This is a genomic window from Streptomyces longhuiensis (assembly GCF_020616555.1).
Lineage (GTDB): Bacteria > Actinomycetota > Actinomycetes > Streptomycetales > Streptomycetaceae > Streptomyces > Streptomyces longhuiensis.
Map to the genome: position 1 here is coordinate 3,216,339 of NZ_CP085173.1, position 16,065 is coordinate 3,232,403.

Genomic DNA, 16,065 nt, shown 5'->3' on the forward strand with positions numbered 1-16,065 from the left:
TGCCGTGCCGGGCGTCCGGCTTTCCTTCCGGTCAGCGCGTGAACACCGCCACCGTGCGCGCCGGGACCTCGAACGTTCCCGAACCGGCGTCGTACGAGGCGGACTTCACCACGGGATCGGCGCCCGCCGCCTGCACCGGGTGCAGCCGGTACGACGTGCCGGCGGCCGCGCCGACGCGCTGTTCCTGTGTCTTCGGAGTGGCGTTGAAGACGACGACGAGGTCACCGAGGCGCATGGTGATCACCCCGGGCGTCTCCTCCTTGCCGGAGAGCGGGAAGGACAGCTTCTCCTGCACCTGCCCGGCCGTCGCGAGGCCGAACGCCGGCTCCGTGGTGCGGATCTTCAGCAGGTCCCGGTACGCGGCGGACGTCCCTTCGATGTCCGCGCACTTCGCGGCGGGCACCGAGGTCAGCAGGGGGGTGGCGTAGGGCCACTTGTCCTTGTTGTCGGCGGCCGGCGGGAGTCCGCGCCCGAAGCCGTTGCCGTCGCGGCAGTCCCAGTGGATGGCGTTGAACCAGTCGCCGCTGTCGAAGGAGTTGCGGTCGAGGGACTTGGAGCGCAGCAGGTCGGTGCCGGCCTGGGAGAGCGCGGGCCCTTGCGAGAGCGCGGCCGTCGCGAGGGCGAGGACCTGCATGCGCGAGCGGTCCGCGGGGGCGGTGGAGGCGGGCAGTTTGAAGGTGAGCGCGTCGTAGAGCGACTCGTTGTCGTGGGCGTCGGCGTAGGCGAGGGCATCGCCCGGCGCGTCGGCGTATCCGGCGGGCGCGCCGTTGTAGTCGACGTCCGCGCCCTTGACCGTGCGGCCGTCGCTGCCGGTGAAGGTGTAGGCGGCGAGGTTCCCCGTCAGGCCGACTTTGATCAGGTCCTGGTAGTGCAGGAGGCGGGCCTTCTGCTCGGCCTCGGTGCCGTTCGCCTTCGAGGAGTTGGGGTCGGTGTAGAGGCCGGAGGCGAAGCCCTGGACGCCCGGGTCGGCGTCGAAGGGGCTGCCGCCGCGCACGGCGTCGCGGGCGCGGTCGGAGAAGGTGGCGATGCCGGTGCCCGCCATGTTCTTCTGCGTGGCCTGCACGAAGCGGGCGTCGTCGGCGACCTCGCCGAAGTTCCAGCCCTCCCCGTAGAGAATGATCTTCTTCCCGTCGACGCCGTCCTTCTCGACGGTGAGCGCGTCGAGGGCCTTCCTGACAGCGAGGATGTTGGCCTTGGGGTGGTGTCCCATCAGGTCGAAGCGGAAGCCGTCGACCTTGTACTCCTTGGCCCAGGTGACGATCGAGTCGACGACGAGCTTGCCCATCATCGCGTTCTCGGGGGCGGTGTTGGCGCAGCAGGTGGAGGTGGCTACGGAGCCGTCGGCCATGAGGCGCTGGTAGTAGCCGGGCACGATGCGGTCGAGCACGGACGTCTTCGCCTGACCGCTCGCGGCGGTGTGGTTGTAGACGACGTCCATGACGACGCGCAGCCCGTCGGCGTTCAGGGACCCGACCATCTTGCGGAACTCGACGGTGCGTGCGGTGCCGTCCGGGTCACTGGCGTAGGAGCCTTCGGGGACGGTGTAGTGGTACGGGTCGTAGCCCCAGTTGTAGGCGTCCTTGGCGGCGCTCTTCGCGACGCACTCCTGCTGCTTCTCCGAGGCCGCTCCGTACGAGGTCAAGTCACAGTCGGGGGTGGCCTGTCCGGACTTCTTCTCGGGGATCGTGGCGATGTCGAACGCGGGCAGGAGATGCACGTACGAGGTGCCGGCCTTCGCGAGTTCGCGCAGGTGCTCGCTGCCCTTGCTGTCCTTGTCGGTGAACGCGAGGTAGGTGCCGGGGTGCTTGGCGGTGCGGTCCTCGACGGAGAAGTCGCGGATGTGGAGTTCCTGGATCTGCGCGTCGCGCAGCGGCACGGCCTTCGGCTTCTTCAGCGCCGACCAGCCGGACGGGGCGAGGTTCTTCGCGTCGAGGTCGACGACGAGGCTGCGCTCCGAGTCGGCGGTGAGGGCGGTGGAGTACGGGTCGGTGACCTTGTTCGTGACGATCTTCTGGACGCTGGGCGCCCACACCTTCACGGCGTAGCGGTACTGCTTTCCCTGCCAGGAGCGCGGGCCCTTCACGAACCAGACGCCGGTCGCGTCGTCGCGGCGCATGGCGACGGTGAGCCCGTCGAGGTCGAGGGCGACGGACTGGGCGGTCGGCGCCCAGACCGACAGGGTGACTCCGTCCTTGGTGAAGACGGGCCCGAGTGACGCCTCGCCGGCCTTTCGCGCGTACAGGTCGTCGAGGACTCCCGCCGTCTGTACGCCCGTTGCCGTGACGAGCGCGCCGTTGGCGATGCGGCGGGTGAGGATCAGCTGGCTCTTCAGGGCGTCGCCGACCCGGTCGCGGTCGCGGGGGTCGACGGTGTAGGCGTCGTACTTCTTCAGCTGCGGGAAGCGGGCGAGCTGGGCGTCGGTGAGCCCGCCGGCGGCCTTGTTCAGGCGCAGCCACTGCCCTTCGTCGCTGAGCGCCCCTTCCTTGACGGTGATGCCGCCGTCGCGGTCGTAGACGAGCTGGGCGGACAGGGCCGCCGCGCCGTCCGACGGCAGGGCGACCGTGTCGCGGTCGATCCACTGCGCCTCGGACTTCGCGAGGTCCAGGTCGGGCGCTCCGCCGGTCTGCGGCAGGACGGGACGGGGCTGTCCGGCGAGGAGCCAGACCTCGTTGCCGTTGGCGGCGAGGTCGAGGGACTGGTCGGTGGGCAGGTCCTTCTCGTCGCCCTTGTGGAGGATGTAGCTCAGTGATGTCGCGCCGTCGGCGAGCGGCACCTCGAAGGTGACGCCGTACGCGTCCGGCTTTCCGGCGTTCACGGGTTCGAGCGGCTTGGACCAGTCGGTGGGGTTCTTGGCGCCGGTCCAGGTGTGCAGCCCCCAGCCGTCGTAGTCGCCGTCGGCGCGGTGGTAGTGCAGGACGGCCTTGGTCTTGTCCTGCGGCGGGTAGGTGCCGTCGGGGGCGGTCGTGGCCTGGCCGTCCTTGCCCTGCTCGACCCAGACCTCGCCGGTCGCGCCGAGGTCGACGGTGCGCTGCGGCCCGTCGGCGGTGCCGTTCTTCTCGACGGTGTACGTGAGGCTGCCGGAGCCGGCGTCGTCGGCGAGCTTCACCCAGGCGAAGGCGCCGTACGCGTCGCGGCCGGTGAAGTCCCCCGTTCCGGCAGGTGACTCGATCTGCCAGCCGTCGTAGTCGCCGTCGGTCCGCTTGTAGTGCACGACGGCGTAGGCGCGGTCGACGGCGCTGGGCTTCGCGGGCGCGGGCGCCTTGCCCGCCGTCGTCGCGGCGAGGTCACTGGCGGTACGTCCGGCGCGGTCGACCACAACCGCCTTGTACCGCAGGGGTGTTCCGGCGGCCACCGTGTCGGGGATGTGCTGAGTGATCCGGTACGGCGCGTGGTCGACGGAGCCGAGGGTGTGCCAGGCGCCGTTGCCGGTCTGGGCGGCGAAGACGACGCGGTTGAGCTGTCCGCCGTCGGTGTCGGCCTGGAGGGTCACGGTGCCGGTGGCCCCGGCGGCGGGGGCGTGGAGGGTGACCGACGGCTTGGCGGCGGGGGCGGGCAGCGGCTTGGCGGCCTGGTAGACGACGGCGGAACCGGCCGGCACGGTGACGGTGACGTCCTTGTCGGAGCCGCTGGTCACGGCCTTGTCGGTGCCGTAGAGCCCGTCGAAGCGGGTGCCGGCCGAGCCGGTCGCGAAGGTGGCGTCCTTGGCCTCGGCGGCGTTGTTGAGCGCGACGACGTACTCGGTGCCCGTCTTCGCGTCCGTGCGCGAGAACGCGTACACGGAGCCCTTGGCATAGCGCTCGGTCTGTACGCCGTCGGCCAGCGCCGGGTTGTCCTTGCGGAGCTTTCCGAGCGCGGCGATCTCCTTGTAGAGCGGTGCGCCCGTGTCGTAGGAGTCCTCGGCGTGGGTGCGGTCGGTGCCCAGTTCGTCGTCGTCGAGGTAGTCGTCGACCTTGGAGGCGAACATGGTCTGCCGGGCGTCCTTGTCGCCGCCGGATCCGGTGAAGCCCTGCTCGTCGCCGTAGTAGACGACGGGGTTGCCGCGCGACAGGAACATCACGGCGTTGGCGAGCTTGTCGCGCCGCACGAGGTCGGCGTCGGACGCCTTCGCGTCGTCGGCCTCGAGGAAGGAGCCGATGCGGCCCATGTCGTGGTTGCCGAGGAACGTGACCTGCTCGTACGCGTTCGCCTTGCCGGAGGCGTACTTGTAGTCGTCGGCGAAGACCTTGGCGAGCCGGTCGGCGGAGGCGCCCTGGGAGGCGTAGGCGCGGGCCGCGTCCTGGAAGGGGAAGTCGAGGGTCGCGTCGAGGCGGCCGCGGGTGACGTACGGGGACGTGACGTCGGTGTCGGCGGAGTACACCTCGCCGAACATGAAGAAGTCGGGCCTGCCGTGCTTCTTCGCGTACGCGTCGAGGGCGGTGGCCCACTGGGTCCAGAAGTCCAGGTCGACGTGTTTGACGGTGTCGATGCGGAACCCGTCGATGTCGAAGTCCCGCACCCACCGCTCGTAGATCTTCTCCATGCCGGAGACGACCTCGGGCCGCTCGGTCCACAGGTCGTCGAGCCCGCCGAAGTCGCCGTACTCGGCGCTCTCCCCGGCGAAGGTGGAGTCGCCCCGGTTGTGGTACATCGCCGGGTCGTTGAGCCAGGCGGGCACCTTCTGCCCGGTGTTCTTCGGGGTGTACGGGAACGAGTCGGCGTCGACCTTGCGCACGCCGTCGCGGTCGTCGAAGGGGCGGCCCTGGGTGTCGAGGTAGGGGTAGGCGCCCTTGGGGCGGTAGCCGTACTCCTTCTCGGCGTAGTCGACGGTGTCGGCGGTGTGGTTGGTGATGACGTCGAAGAAGACCTTCATGCCCTTGGCGTGCGCGCGGGCGATCAGCTTCGCGAGGTCCGCGTTGGTGCCGAAGTGCGGGTCGACCTGCGTGAAGTCGGTGATCCAGTAGCCGTGGTACCCGGCGGAGGCGTCCTTGCCCTCTCCCTGGACGGGCCGGTTCTTGAAGATCGGGGCGAGCCAGATCGAGGTGGTGCCGAGGCCCTTGATGTAGTCGAGCCGCTCGGTCAGGCCCTTGAGGTCGCCGCCCTGGTAGAAGCCCTTGTCCGTGGGGTCGTAGCCGGTCGCCGAGCGTGAACCGGTCAGCCCGCCGCGGTCGTTGGAGGTGTCGCCGTTCGCGAAGCGGTCCGGCATGACGAAGTAGAACTGCTCGCGCGTGAGGTCGTGCCGCGCGGGCGCGGCGGCGAGCCGCGCGTCGGACGGGGGCGCGGGCGGCTTCTGGGAGGCCGCCGCCAGGGGCAGGGCCGGGGCCAGGGCCGCGCACAGGGCGACGGCGAGGACGGCCGCTGTTCTTCGCGGCAGGGCGGGGCGTATCACGGGAACTCCTCGACGGGAGGGCGGCGGGAGGGACTCAGGGGTGCGCGGACAGGGCCGCCCGGCGCGAGCGGGGAGGACGCGCCGGGCAGCCGGAACGGGGGTTACCGGGTAAGGAGCGGGGCCGGGATCCGGGTCAGCAGCCGGACTTGCCGGCGTACAGGGCGAGGGCCGTGTTCGACCCGAGCGTCGCCGTGAACTGGCCCGAACTGTTCACGCTCACCGCCTTGTTGCTCTGCACATCGCAGTACGTGCCCGCGGCGAGCGACGTCTGGTAGGTGCGGGTGAGCGCGGAGGACTCGTGGTTGATCGCGACGTAGCCCTTGGCGCCGCGGCCGAAGGCGATCGCGTCGGCGCCGTCGTCCCACCAGTCGGTGACGGACTGGCCGCGGGTGGCGTTGCGGAAGGCGACCATGGACTGGATCTCGGGCCAGGCGTGCTGGCACTTCCAGCCGTCCTGCCAGCAGGCGTTCACCGTGCCGCCGTTGGGCGGTCCGGCGTCCTTGTCGGTCCATTCGTAGCCGGAGTTGATGTCCGGTGATCCGTAGGGCCAGGCCAGCATGAAGACGTTCGCCAGGGTGTAGTCGGCGCCGTTCTTGTAGTTGAGGGTGTCGCCGCCGCGTTCGGTGTCGTGGTTGTCGACGAAGACGGCGGACTGCCCGGAGGCCATGTAGCCCCAGCCCTCGCCGTAGTTCTTGAGGTAGGCGAGGTTCTCGTTCTGGAAGACGCGCTTGAGGTCGCGGGCGTAGCGGAACTCCTGGACGTCGCCGGTGCCGAGGTACTCGCTGGGCGAGACCGCCTCGCCGGCGCCGTAGATCGCCTCCTGCTTCCAGTAGGCGTTCGGGTTGCTGAGCCGCGACTTGATGTTGGCGAGGTCGGCGGCCGCGATGTGCTTGGCGGCGTCGATCCGGAACCCGTCGACGCCGAGCGAGAGGAGGTCGTTCATGTACGTGGCGATGCGGCCGCGCACGTACTCCTCGCCGGTGTCGAGGTCGGCGAGGCCGACGAGCTCGCACTCCTGGACGTTGAAGCGGTCCTGGTAGTTGCTGATCTGCGCGGTGCAGTTGTCCATGTCGGCGGCCGAGTAGGTGCCGGGGTAGTCGTACTTGGAGTACGCGGAGCCGCCGGTGCCGGTGCCCGATCCGGCGGCCATGTGGTTGATCACGGTGTCGGCGACGACCTTGACGCCGGCCGCGTGACAGGTGTCGACCATGTTCTTGAAGGCCGTACGGTCCCCGAGCCGTCCCGCGATCTTGTAGCTGACGGGCTGGTACGAGGTCCACCACTGGGAGCCCTGGATGTGTTCCTGGGGCGGCGAGACCTGGACGTATCCGTAGCCGGCGGGGCCGAGCCGGGCGGTGCACTCCTTCGCCACCGAGTCGAACCGCCACTCGAAGAGGACGGCGGTGACGTCCTTGGTGCCGGGCGGGGCCGCCTGGGCCGTCCCGGCGGATCCGGCGGCCCCTATGAGGGTGCCGGCCGCGAGGGCGAGCGCGGCCGCCCGCGATCTGATAGCCATGTTTCCTCCTGCACGTCGGTGTGCTGATGAGGTGTCCCTGCCAATCGCAGGGGGCTGTGGGGGGATGCTCTCCCCGGCCGCGCGGGGGCCGGGGAGAACGGTTCAGAACGTCAGACGGTCCACCACACGGTCGTGTCGGCGGGAACGACCGCGTGACCGTCACCCTGCTCGATGTCGTCGGCGGCCGAGCTGGTCAGCAGGACCCGGCCCGACACGGTCACGCGCACCGGGGCGCCCGTCGTGTTCGCGACGCACACGAACGCCTCGCCGTCGCCGCGCGCCTCCCGCCGGAACGCGAGCACGCCCTCGGGGGCCTGAAGCCACTCGACGGAATCACCGGCGCCGAGCGCCGGGTGCGCGCGCCGCACGGCCAGCGCCGAGCGGTACATCTCCAGGGTCGAGCCGGGCACCCCGGTCTGCGCCTCCACGCTCAGCGCGCCCCAGCCCGCGGGCTGCGGCAGCCACGAGCCGCCCGCCCCGAAGCCGTACGAGGGCCCGTCGACGGTCCACGGGATCGGCACCCGGCATCCGTCGCGGAAGCCGTCCTGCCCGGCCGCGCGGAAGAACGACGGGTCCTGTCGCACCTCGTCGGGCAGGTCGACGACGTCGGGCAGGCCGAGCTCCTCGCCCTGGTAGACGTACGCCGAGCCGGGCAGCGCCAGCATGAGCAGGGTCGCGGCGCGGGCGCGGCGCAGGCCGAGCGCCGGCTCCGCGGCGACGCGCTGCTGGGTGCCGAGGCCGGGCGGGTTGGCGTAGCGCGTGGTGTGCCGGGTGACGTCGTGGTTGGACAGGACCCAGGTGGCGGGGGCTCCGACGGGGCGCATCGAGTCGAGCGAGCGGTCGATGATGTCGCGCAGCTCGGTCGCGTCCCAATAGGAGGACAGGTACTGGAAGTTGAAGGCCTGGTGCAGCTCGTCGGGGCGCACGTAGTTCGCGGTGCGCTCGACGGTGGGGGTCCACGCCTCCGCGACGAAAATGCGCTCGCCCGCGTACTCGTCGAGGATCAGGCGCCAGGCGCGGTAGATGTCGTGCACGCCGTCCTGGTCGAAGAACGGCATGACGTCGTTGCCGAGCAGCTTCAGCTGTTCGTGCGCCCCGAGGTCGGGCAGGCCCTCGGCCTTGACGAGGCCGTGGGCCACGTCGATGCGGAAGCCGTCGACGCCCATGTCGAGCCAGAACCGCAGGATGGAGCGGAACTCGTCGCCGACGGCGGGGTGTTCCCAGTTGAGGTCGGGCTGCTCGGGCGCGAAGAGGTGGAGGTACCACTCACCGTCGGCGACGCGCGTCCAGGCGGGGCCGCCGAAGATGGACTCCCAGTCGTTGGGAGGCAGTTCACCGTTCGCGCCCTTGCCCGCCCGGAAGTGGTAGCGCTCGCGCAGCGGCGATCCCGGGCCTTCGGCGAGGGCCCTCTTGAACCACTCGTGCTGGTCGGACGAGTGGTTGGGGACGAGGTCGACGATGACGCGCAGGTCCAGTCCGTGCGCGTCGCGGATCACGGCGTCCGCGTCGAGGAGGGAGCCGAACATCGGGTCCACGGCACGGTAGTCGGCGACGTCGTAGCCGGCGTCCGCCTGCGGGGACGCGTAGAACGGGCTGAGCCACACCGCGTCCACGCCGAGGTCTCTGAGGTGCGGGAGCCGGGCGCGGATGCCTTCGAGGTCACCCATGCCGTCGGCGTTGCTGTCGGCGAAGCTGCGCGGATAGACCTGGTAGATCACCGCGTCGCGCCACCAGCCGGTGGACGCCTGCGCGGGAACGGAGGTCGAGGCGGAGGTCGTGGGGGCCTGCGCCGTGTCGGCAGTGTGCTGACTCATGGTGTCCTTGCTGCGTCAGGGGTTTGCGTGCGTGCGGGAGGCGGGCGGAGCGGGCGGGCTCAGCCCTTGGTTCCGCCCGCCGTGAGGCCGGTGACCAGGTTCCTCTGGACAAGGTAGAAGAACGCGGACACCGGAATGGCGATCAACACCGCAGTCGCCGCCATGTAGTTCCACTGCGCGTCGTGCTCGCTGACGAAGCTGCGCAGGCCCACGGCGAAGGTGTACTTCTCGTCGTCGAGCATGAACGTGGAGGCGAAGGCGACCTCGCCGAACGCGGTGATGAAGCTGTAGAACGCGGCGACCGCGAGGCCCGGCTTGGCCAGCGGGACGATGAGGCGGGCGAAGGTACCGAAGGGCGAGAGCCCGTCGATGCGGCCGGCCTCGTCGATCTCGTACGGGATGGTGTCGAAGTAGCCCTTGAGGAGCCACGCGCAGTACGGCACCGCGGTCGAGCAGTACACGAGGATGAGCCCGCCGTACGTGTCGATCAGGCCGAGGTCGCCGAGGATCTCGTACATCGGCACGATCAGGACGGCGATCGGGAACGCCTGCGTGAGCAGGAGGACCCACATCAGCTTGCGGTGGCCGGGGAAGCGCATGCGCGAGACGGCGTAGCCGGTGGTGGCGGCGAACAGGACGCCGACGACCGTCGTGCCCAGGGACACGATCAGCGTGGACTCGAGCCACTTGAAGAAGTTGGTGTGCTCCAGGACGAACGAGTAGTTCGAGAGGGTCGCCTTGTCGAGGATGCGCCCGGGGTGGAGGTAGTCGTCCTTGTCCGGGCCGAGCGACAGATAGACCAGCCAGGCGATCGGGAACAGGGCTATCAGGCTCGCGACGCTCAGCACGCCGTGCGACAGGAACGTCGCGAGGCGGCTGCGTTCGCCGCGCCGGCGCGCCCGGCGCGGGCGGACGGCTTCGGTGACCGGCTGCGCGCCGGCCGCCGGGGTGTCGACGGTCGTGGTGCTCATGGAGGCGGCTCCTGCGGCGTCAGGCGAGCTGCTCATTGCGGTTCAGCCAGCGGTAGTAGAAGGAGGTGAAGACGGCGAGGAGCGACAGGAGCAGCACGCCGTACGCGGCGGACTGGGCGTAGTCGCGCGGCTGCTGGCCGAAGCCCAGGTAGTAGGCCCAGGTGACGAGGATCTGGGCGTCGGGCGCGGTGTTGCCGAACAGCAGGAAGATGACGTTGAACTGGTTGAACGTCCAGATGACACCGAGCAGTACGACGGTGGAGCTGACCGACCTGAGGCCGGGCAGTGTGACGTTCCAGAAGCGCTGCCAGGGGCTCGCGCCGTCCATCTCCGCGGCCTCGTAGAGCACCGGGTCGATCGACTGGAGGCCGCCGAGCAGCGACACCATCATGAACGGCACGCCGCACCAGGTGTTGACCAGGACGGCGGCCGAGCGCTGGAAGAAGGTGTCCTCCAGCCACTGCGGCTGCGGCAGGTGCAGCGAGCCGAGCACGGAGTTGATGATCCCGGAGTCCGAGAGCATGATCCGCCACGAGAACACGGTGACGAACGTCGGTACGGCCCACGGCAGGATGAGCAGCAGCCGGTAGAAGGTGCGCCCGCGCATCTTCTGGTTGAGGAGCATCGCGAGGCCGAGCCCGATGACGTAGTGCAGGGCGACACAGAGCGCCGTCCACACGATCGTCCAGATGAAGTGCGACCAGAAGCGGTCGTAGGAGGTCGGGCCCCACAGGATGTCGGCGTAGTTGTCGAACCCGATGAACTGGTAGGTGGCGTCGATGTGGTTGACGCCGATCGTGCGCGCCGAGTTGAGGCTGTCGGCGTCGGTGAGCGTCAGGTAGAAGCCCCGTACCAGGGGATAGATCACGAGGACCCCGAGCACGACGACGACCGGCGCGATCATCGCGTACGCGTACCAGTGCTTCTGGTACGAGCGCCGCAGGCGCCCGAACGGGCCGGGGCGCGGCGCGCGGCCGCCGCGCGTCTTGGCGGCCGTGCTGTCGACGGCGACTGTCATGGTTCGGCACCTTCTGGGGATCGGCTGCTCAGTGCGTGCGGCGCGGCGCCGCCGGTTCCGCCCGCCCCCTCGCGGGCGGAACCGGCGGCAGCCGTCAAAGAGGGGTCACTTGCTGAAGTCGGGGACCAGCTTCGCGAACGAGGTCCGCGCGTTGCCGATGCCCTTGTCCAGGGACTCCTTGCCGGTGGCGACCTTGGGCCACTCGGTGTCGAGCGGGGCCCACAGCGAGCTGTACTCGGGCAGTTCGGGGCGCGGCTGGGCGGCGGTGAGGACCTTCTGGAAGCCGGCGATGCCCGGGTCGGTGACGACCTTCGTGGTGTACGCGTCCTCACGCGTGGGCAGCGTCGAGTTCTTGAGGGCGATCTGCTCCTGCGTGGCCGCGGAGGTCATCCACTTCACGAACTTGAGCGAGGCCTCCTGGTGGGCCTTGTCCGAGCCGGCGTAGACCGAGAGGTTGTGGCCGCCGGTCGGGGCGCCCGCCTTGCCGGTGGAGCCGGCCGGGACGGTCGCGATGCCCAGGTTCTCCTTGTCCTTGAACGCGGAGCCCTTGTAGAAGTTGGTGATCTCCCACGGACCCTGGATGATCGCGGCGACCTTGCCGTTGACGAACGCGTCCTGGATGTGGGCGTACGCGTCGGCGGTGGCGTCGGCCTTGTGCAGGCCCTTGCCGTCGAAGAGTCCCTGCCAGGCCGTGAGGCCCTTCTTGGCCTCGGGCGAACCGATGGTGATCTTCTTCGCGGTGGCGTCGACGGTGTCGCTGCCCTCGCCGTACAGGAACGGCATGGAGTAGTAGCCCTGCGTGGAGCCCCAGTAGCCGTCGACGCCCGTCTTCGACTTGATCTTGGCGGCGTCGGCCTTCAGGTCGGCCCAGTCGGCGGGCGGCAGGTCGATGCCGGCCTTCTTGAAGAGGTCCTTGTTGTAGACGAGGGCCAGGGTGTCGGTGACCAGCGGCGTGCCGTAGGTCTTGCCGTCGAACTGGGCCTGCTTGACCAGGCTCGGCTGGAACTTGTCCTTGTCGGCGAGGGCCTCGGTGCCGTCGAGCGGCAGGAGGTAGCTCTTCTTCGCGAAGGCCGGCGTCCAGCCGACCTCGGCGCGCAGCACGTCGGGGGCGCCCTTGGAGCCCGCGGCGGTGTCGAACTTGTTCTGCGCCTGGTCGAAGGGGACGTTGACGTATTTGACCTTGATGCCGGAGTTCGCCTTCTCGAACTCCTTGACCAGGGCCTTGTACGTCGGCGCCTCGTTGGTGGCGTTCGACGTGTCCCACCACGTGATGGTGACGGGCCCCGACGCCTTGTCGCTGCCGCTGTCGCTTCCGCCGCAGGCCGTCGCCGCGAGGGCGAGGGACGCCACCAGCGCGGTGGCCGCTATGCCACGCCGCATGAGATCTCCTAGAGGGTGAAAGCCCGAAGTGGTGGGAGACGGTCCCGTCCGTACCCCTTGCCGACTCGCCGACCGCACCGTTGCCGCCGCCGGGCGACGTGAACGTAACAGCGTTGCAAGCACGGCGAAAGACCTTGCAGAAAAATATTGCAAGGAGATCCAGTCGGTTATCGGTCCGTGACCTGCGCTCGGGGGCGTGCGGGGGCTTTGACGGTCCTGACAGGCAACGGATGCCTTGTGCAAGAATCTGCAAGCTCTTGCTACTCCGGGCCGGCGCGGGGATCATCGGAACCCCATGGGCCCCACGCGAGCCACATGCCAGTCACACGAGGGAGCGCCATGACGCAGCAGTCCGCAGCGGGCCGTTCAACTGCCCGCACGCGGCGACCGGTTGACGGTGGGCAGTCCGACGTGCGACCGGTACAGTCCCATCCCGTGACCGCGCGACTGGCCGACATCGCAGCGCAGGCGGGGGTCAGCGAGGCGACGGTCAGCCGGGTGCTCAACGGCAAGCCGGGGGTGGCCGCTGCCACCCGCCAGTCCGTGCTGGCCGCGCTCGACGTCCTCGGCTACGAGCGGCCCGTGCGGCTGCGCCAGCGCTCCGCCGGGCTGGTCGGCCTGATCACGCCGGAGCTGGAGAACCCCATATTCCCGGCGCTCGCCCAGGTCATCGGCCAGGCCCTGACCCGTCAGGGCTACACCCCGGTCCTCGCCACACAGACCCCCGGCGGCTCCACCGAGGACGAGCTCACGGAGATGCTCGTCGACCGGGGCGTCTCCGGCATCATCTTCGTCTCCGGGCTGCACGCCGACACCTCGGCGGACATGCAGCGCTACGAGCAGCTGCGCGCGCAGGGCGTGCCGTTCGTGCTGGTCGACGGCTTCTCGCCGAAGGTGCAGGCACCTTTCATCTCGCCGGACGACCGGGCCGCGATGCAGCTCGCCGTCACCCACCTCGTCTCGCTGGGCCACACGCGGATCGGGCTCGCCCTGGGCCCCAAGCGGTTCGTGCCGGTCCAGCGGAAGATCGAGGGGTTCGTACGCACGATGCAGGACCTCCTCCCCCTGTCCCCGGACGAGATCGAGCGCGATCTGGTGCAGCACTCGCTGTACACGCTGGAGGGCGGCCAGGCCGCGGCCACGGCGCTCATCGACCGTGACTGCACGGCGATCGTGTGTGCCAGCGACATGATGGCCCTCGGCGCCATAAGGGCGGCACGGCAGCGGGGCCTCGACGTCCCGTCCGACGTCTCGGTGGTCGGCTTCGACGACTCCCCGCTGATCGCCTTCACGGACCCGCCCCTGACCACGGTGCGCAAGCCGGTCCCGGCGATGGGCCAGGCGGCCGTCCGCACGCTCCTCGAGGAGATCGGCGGGACGCCCGCGCCGCACAGCGAATTCGTCTTCATGCCCGAACTGGTGGTCCGCGGTTCAACCGCTTCGGCCCCGGGGGACCGTCAGGCACCCCCTAGGTAGGCGGTCCTCCGCAGGACGTAGAGCATGCGTGGATGACCCACCCGGGGGATGATCGAGCGGGGGGGTCGGTATCTGGCAGACTCTGTCTCTATGGGTGAATCGACCGTGACGACACTGGAAGGCCAACAGGGGCCCACCGCATCACCCATGGCGGATGACCGCCGCGATGGGCGGGGACTCCTCGGCCGTATACGCGCACCGCGTCGCCCCAGGCTCTGGTTCGAGATCCTGCTGATCGCGGTGAGCTACTGGACGTACTCCCTGATCCGCAACGCCGTTCCGGAGCAGCGGTCGCAGGCTCTGAGGAACGCCGACTGGATCTGGCGCATGGAGCACCTTCTCTCCATCGCCGTGGAGCAGAGCGTCAACCACGCCGTGAATTCGGTGACATGGCTCATCGTCGGCATGAACTACTACTACGCGACACTGCACTTCATCGTCACGCTCGGTGTGCTCGTCTGGCTGTTCCGATACCATCCGGGCCGCTACGCGGCGGCCCGGACGGCGCTCTTCGCGACGACGGCGGTCGCCCTCGTCGGCTACTACCTGTTCCCGCTCGCCCCGCCCCGCCTGATGAACGGCGGCCACTTCGTCGACACGGTCGCGGTCCACCACACGTGGGGCTCGATGGCGTCCGGCGACCTGAAACACATGTCGAACCAGTACGCGGCGATGCCGTCCATGCACATCGGCTGGTCCCTGTGGTGCGGCCTGACGATCTTCGCCCTGGCCTCGGCGCCGTGGGTGCGGATCCTCGGACTCCTGTACCCGGCACTGACCCTGGTCGTCATCGTCTCGACCGCGAACCACTTCTGGCTGGACGCGGTGGGCGGCATGCTGTGCCTCGCGTTCGGCTTCACGGTGGCGCGGCTCTGGTACGGGGCGCTGCCCTACACCCTGCCGCGCCACATGCCGGCGCCCGCCACGGCCGGGGTCACGCGCCCCGGTACGTGATGTGACCGCCGACCGCGGTCAGCCGGACCGGCGCCTTTGCCACCTCGTCGGCCGGGGCCTCGACCGGGTCGACACCGAACGCCGTGAGGTCGGCCCGCAGACCGGGGGCGATACGTCCGGCGTCCTCACCGGCGGCCAGCGCCGCGTGTGACGTGCAGCCCTCCAGCGCCATGAGCCCCGTGAGCCCCTGCCCGGCCCCGGCGGCGCCCTCGGGGACCCGGGCCATGGACAGGACCCGGCGCACGTCGTAGTGCGCGATCGGCCAGTCCGAGCCCAGCGCGAGCACGGCGCCCGCGTCCCGCAGGTCCCTGATGCGCCAGGCGCGCGAGGCCCGGTCCGCGCCGAGGCGCTTGGACCACTCGTCGCCGTGGTCGCCGCGGGTGTACGCGGTGTGCGGCGGCTGCATCGACGCGGCGACACCCAGCGCGGCGAACCGCGGGATCGTGTCGTCGGGAACCGTCTCGATGTGCTCGATCCGGTGCACGCCCCGGCCGCTCTCGCCCAGGGCCTCGACGGTGTCCAGGACGTGCCGGACGGCCGCGTCCCCGATCGCGTGGGTCGCGGTGCCGACGCCCGCCGCGTGCAGGTACCGCACCGCGTCCGCGTACGCCTTCGGGTCCGGCCAGAACGCGTCGGTGCCCTGGCCGTGACAGTCCGCGTGCTCCAGCCACGCGGTGCCGCCCTCGACGGTGCCGTCCATGAAGAACTTGACCCCGCCGACCCGCCAGTGCCGCCCGGCCTCGCGCTGGAGGGCGATCAGCTCGTCCAGGCCGGCCTGGTCGACGCCCGGCATGCACCAGGGCGCGAGCCGCAGCCGCAGCGGCAGCACGGCCTCCTCCTCGACCGAGGCGAGCAGCTGCGGCACGTCACCGTGGCCGAGGTCCATGACGTGGGCGCCGGTCAGGCCCGTGGCGGCCATGTCGGACAGCAGGGCGAGCAGCCCGGCGCGGCGCTCGGCGAACGAGGGCCTCGGCATGACGGCGAGCATCAGGTCCATCGCGGCGTGCTCGACGAGGTGCCCGGTCGGGCGGCCGTCCGCGTCGCACACGATCTCGGCGCGCTGGACGAACGCGCGCGGCCCGGTGATCCCGGCCGCCGCGAGCGCGGCCCCGTCGGCCAGCGCGGAGTGCCCGTCGTAGAGGCGGACGAAGGCGGGCGCGCCGTCGAGGACATCCTCGATCAGGGCGCGGTCGACGGCGCGGCCGCCGAACGCGTTGTGGTCGAGCCCCCAGGCGACGACCCAGCCGTCGACACGGGGGGCCGCGCGCAGGGCCGCCCGCAGCTCGTCCAGGTTCCGCACGCCGGACAGGTCCGTTCCGGTCGCCATCTCCAGGCCCCACACCGGGTGGCTGTGCGCGTCCACCAGGCCGGGCACGAGGGTCGCGCCCGTGAGGTCGACGCGTTCCGTGCCCGGGCCGCTCCAGTCGCGTACCACGTCCTCGGTGGCGCCCACGGCGGCGATCAGGCCGTCGCGGACGGCCACGGCGGTCGCCTCGGGGAGCGCGGGGTCGAGGGTGCGGACGCGGGCGCCGGTGAGGAGGAGGTCGGCTGCGGGCATGGGGATGAACTCC

The 16,065-nt window shown here is 70.4% G+C and carries 9 protein-coding genes; 2 read left to right on the forward strand and 7 right to left on the reverse strand.

From position 1 onward, the window contains the following. Window positions 1–31: 31 nt before the first annotated feature. The 6 genes from pulA to LGI35_RS15055 form a co-directional block, all read right to left on the reverse strand. Window positions 32–5,365, reverse strand: coding sequence for a pullulanase-type alpha-1,6-glucosidase (gene pulA, locus LGI35_RS15030; protein ID WP_227294345.1), 5,334 nt, complete (start codon window positions 5,363–5,365; stop codon window positions 32–34). Window positions 5,366–5,498: 133 nt separating this feature from the next. Continuing rightward, window positions 5,499–6,881 (reverse strand): alpha-amylase, encoded by a 1,383-nt coding sequence (locus LGI35_RS15035; protein ID WP_227294346.1) that lies wholly within the window; start codon window positions 6,879–6,881, stop codon window positions 5,499–5,501. Between the two features lie 110 nt (window positions 6,882–6,991). After that, window positions 6,992–8,695: a glycoside hydrolase family 13 protein gene (locus LGI35_RS15040; RefSeq protein WP_227294347.1), complete on the reverse strand. Its 1,704-nt coding sequence runs from the start codon at window positions 8,693–8,695 to the stop codon at window positions 6,992–6,994. Window positions 8,696–8,754: 59 nt separating this feature from the next. After that, window positions 8,755–9,666: a sugar ABC transporter permease gene (locus LGI35_RS15045; RefSeq protein ID WP_227294348.1), complete on the reverse strand. Its 912-nt coding sequence runs from the start codon at window positions 9,664–9,666 to the stop codon at window positions 8,755–8,757. A gap of 19 nt (window positions 9,667–9,685) precedes the next feature. Beyond that, a complete protein-coding gene (locus LGI35_RS15050) occupies window positions 9,686–10,684 on the reverse strand; it encodes a carbohydrate ABC transporter permease (protein ID WP_227294349.1) in 999 nt (332 codons plus the stop codon). A 105-nt stretch (window positions 10,685–10,789) separates the two neighbouring features. After that, on the reverse strand, window positions 10,790–12,064 hold the full coding sequence (locus tag LGI35_RS15055; RefSeq protein ID WP_227294350.1) for an extracellular solute-binding protein: 1,275 nt from the start codon (window positions 12,062–12,064) through the stop codon (window positions 10,790–10,792). Between the two features lie 435 nt (window positions 12,065–12,499). Between LGI35_RS15055 and LGI35_RS15060 the strand changes: the two genes are divergently transcribed. Beyond that, a complete protein-coding gene (locus LGI35_RS15060) occupies window positions 12,500–13,540 on the forward strand; it encodes a LacI family DNA-binding transcriptional regulator (protein ID WP_264484673.1) in 1,041 nt (346 codons plus the stop codon). 90 nt (window positions 13,541–13,630) lie between these two features. Then, entirely contained in the window at window positions 13,631–14,494 is an 864-nt protein-coding gene (locus LGI35_RS15065) for a phosphatase PAP2 family protein (protein WP_227294352.1), read from the forward strand. Here the strand turns inward: LGI35_RS15065 and LGI35_RS15070 are convergent. Beyond that, window positions 14,475–16,052 (reverse strand): amidohydrolase, encoded by a 1,578-nt coding sequence (locus LGI35_RS15070; protein ID WP_227294353.1) that lies wholly within the window; start codon window positions 16,050–16,052, stop codon window positions 14,475–14,477. The genes LGI35_RS15065 and LGI35_RS15070 overlap by 20 nt on opposite strands. Between the last annotated feature and the right edge of the window lie 13 nt (window positions 16,053–16,065).

Bases quoted from the DNA above. Each gene is read 5' to 3' on its own strand.
- LGI35_RS15050 (WP_227294349.1), bottom strand. From the start codon at position 10,684: ATGACAGTCGCCGTCGACAGCACGGCCGCCAAGACGCGCGGCGGCCGC.
- LGI35_RS15040 (WP_227294347.1), bottom strand. From the start codon at position 8,695: ATGAGTCAGCACACTGCCGACACGGCGCAGGCCCCCACGACCTCCGCC.
- LGI35_RS15070 (WP_227294353.1), bottom strand. From the start codon at position 16,052: ATGCCCGCAGCCGACCTCCTCCTCACCGGCGCCCGCGTCCGCACCCTC.
- LGI35_RS15035 (WP_227294346.1), bottom strand. From the start codon at position 6,881: ATGGCTATCAGATCGCGGGCGGCCGCGCTCGCCCTCGCGGCCGGCACC.
- LGI35_RS15055 (WP_227294350.1), bottom strand. From the start codon at position 12,064: ATGCGGCGTGGCATAGCGGCCACCGCGCTGGTGGCGTCCCTCGCCCTC.
- LGI35_RS15065 (WP_227294352.1), top strand. From the start codon at position 13,631: ATGGGTGAATCGACCGTGACGACACTGGAAGGCCAACAGGGGCCCACC.
- LGI35_RS15045 (WP_227294348.1), bottom strand. From the start codon at position 9,666: ATGAGCACCACGACCGTCGACACCCCGGCGGCCGGCGCGCAGCCGGTC.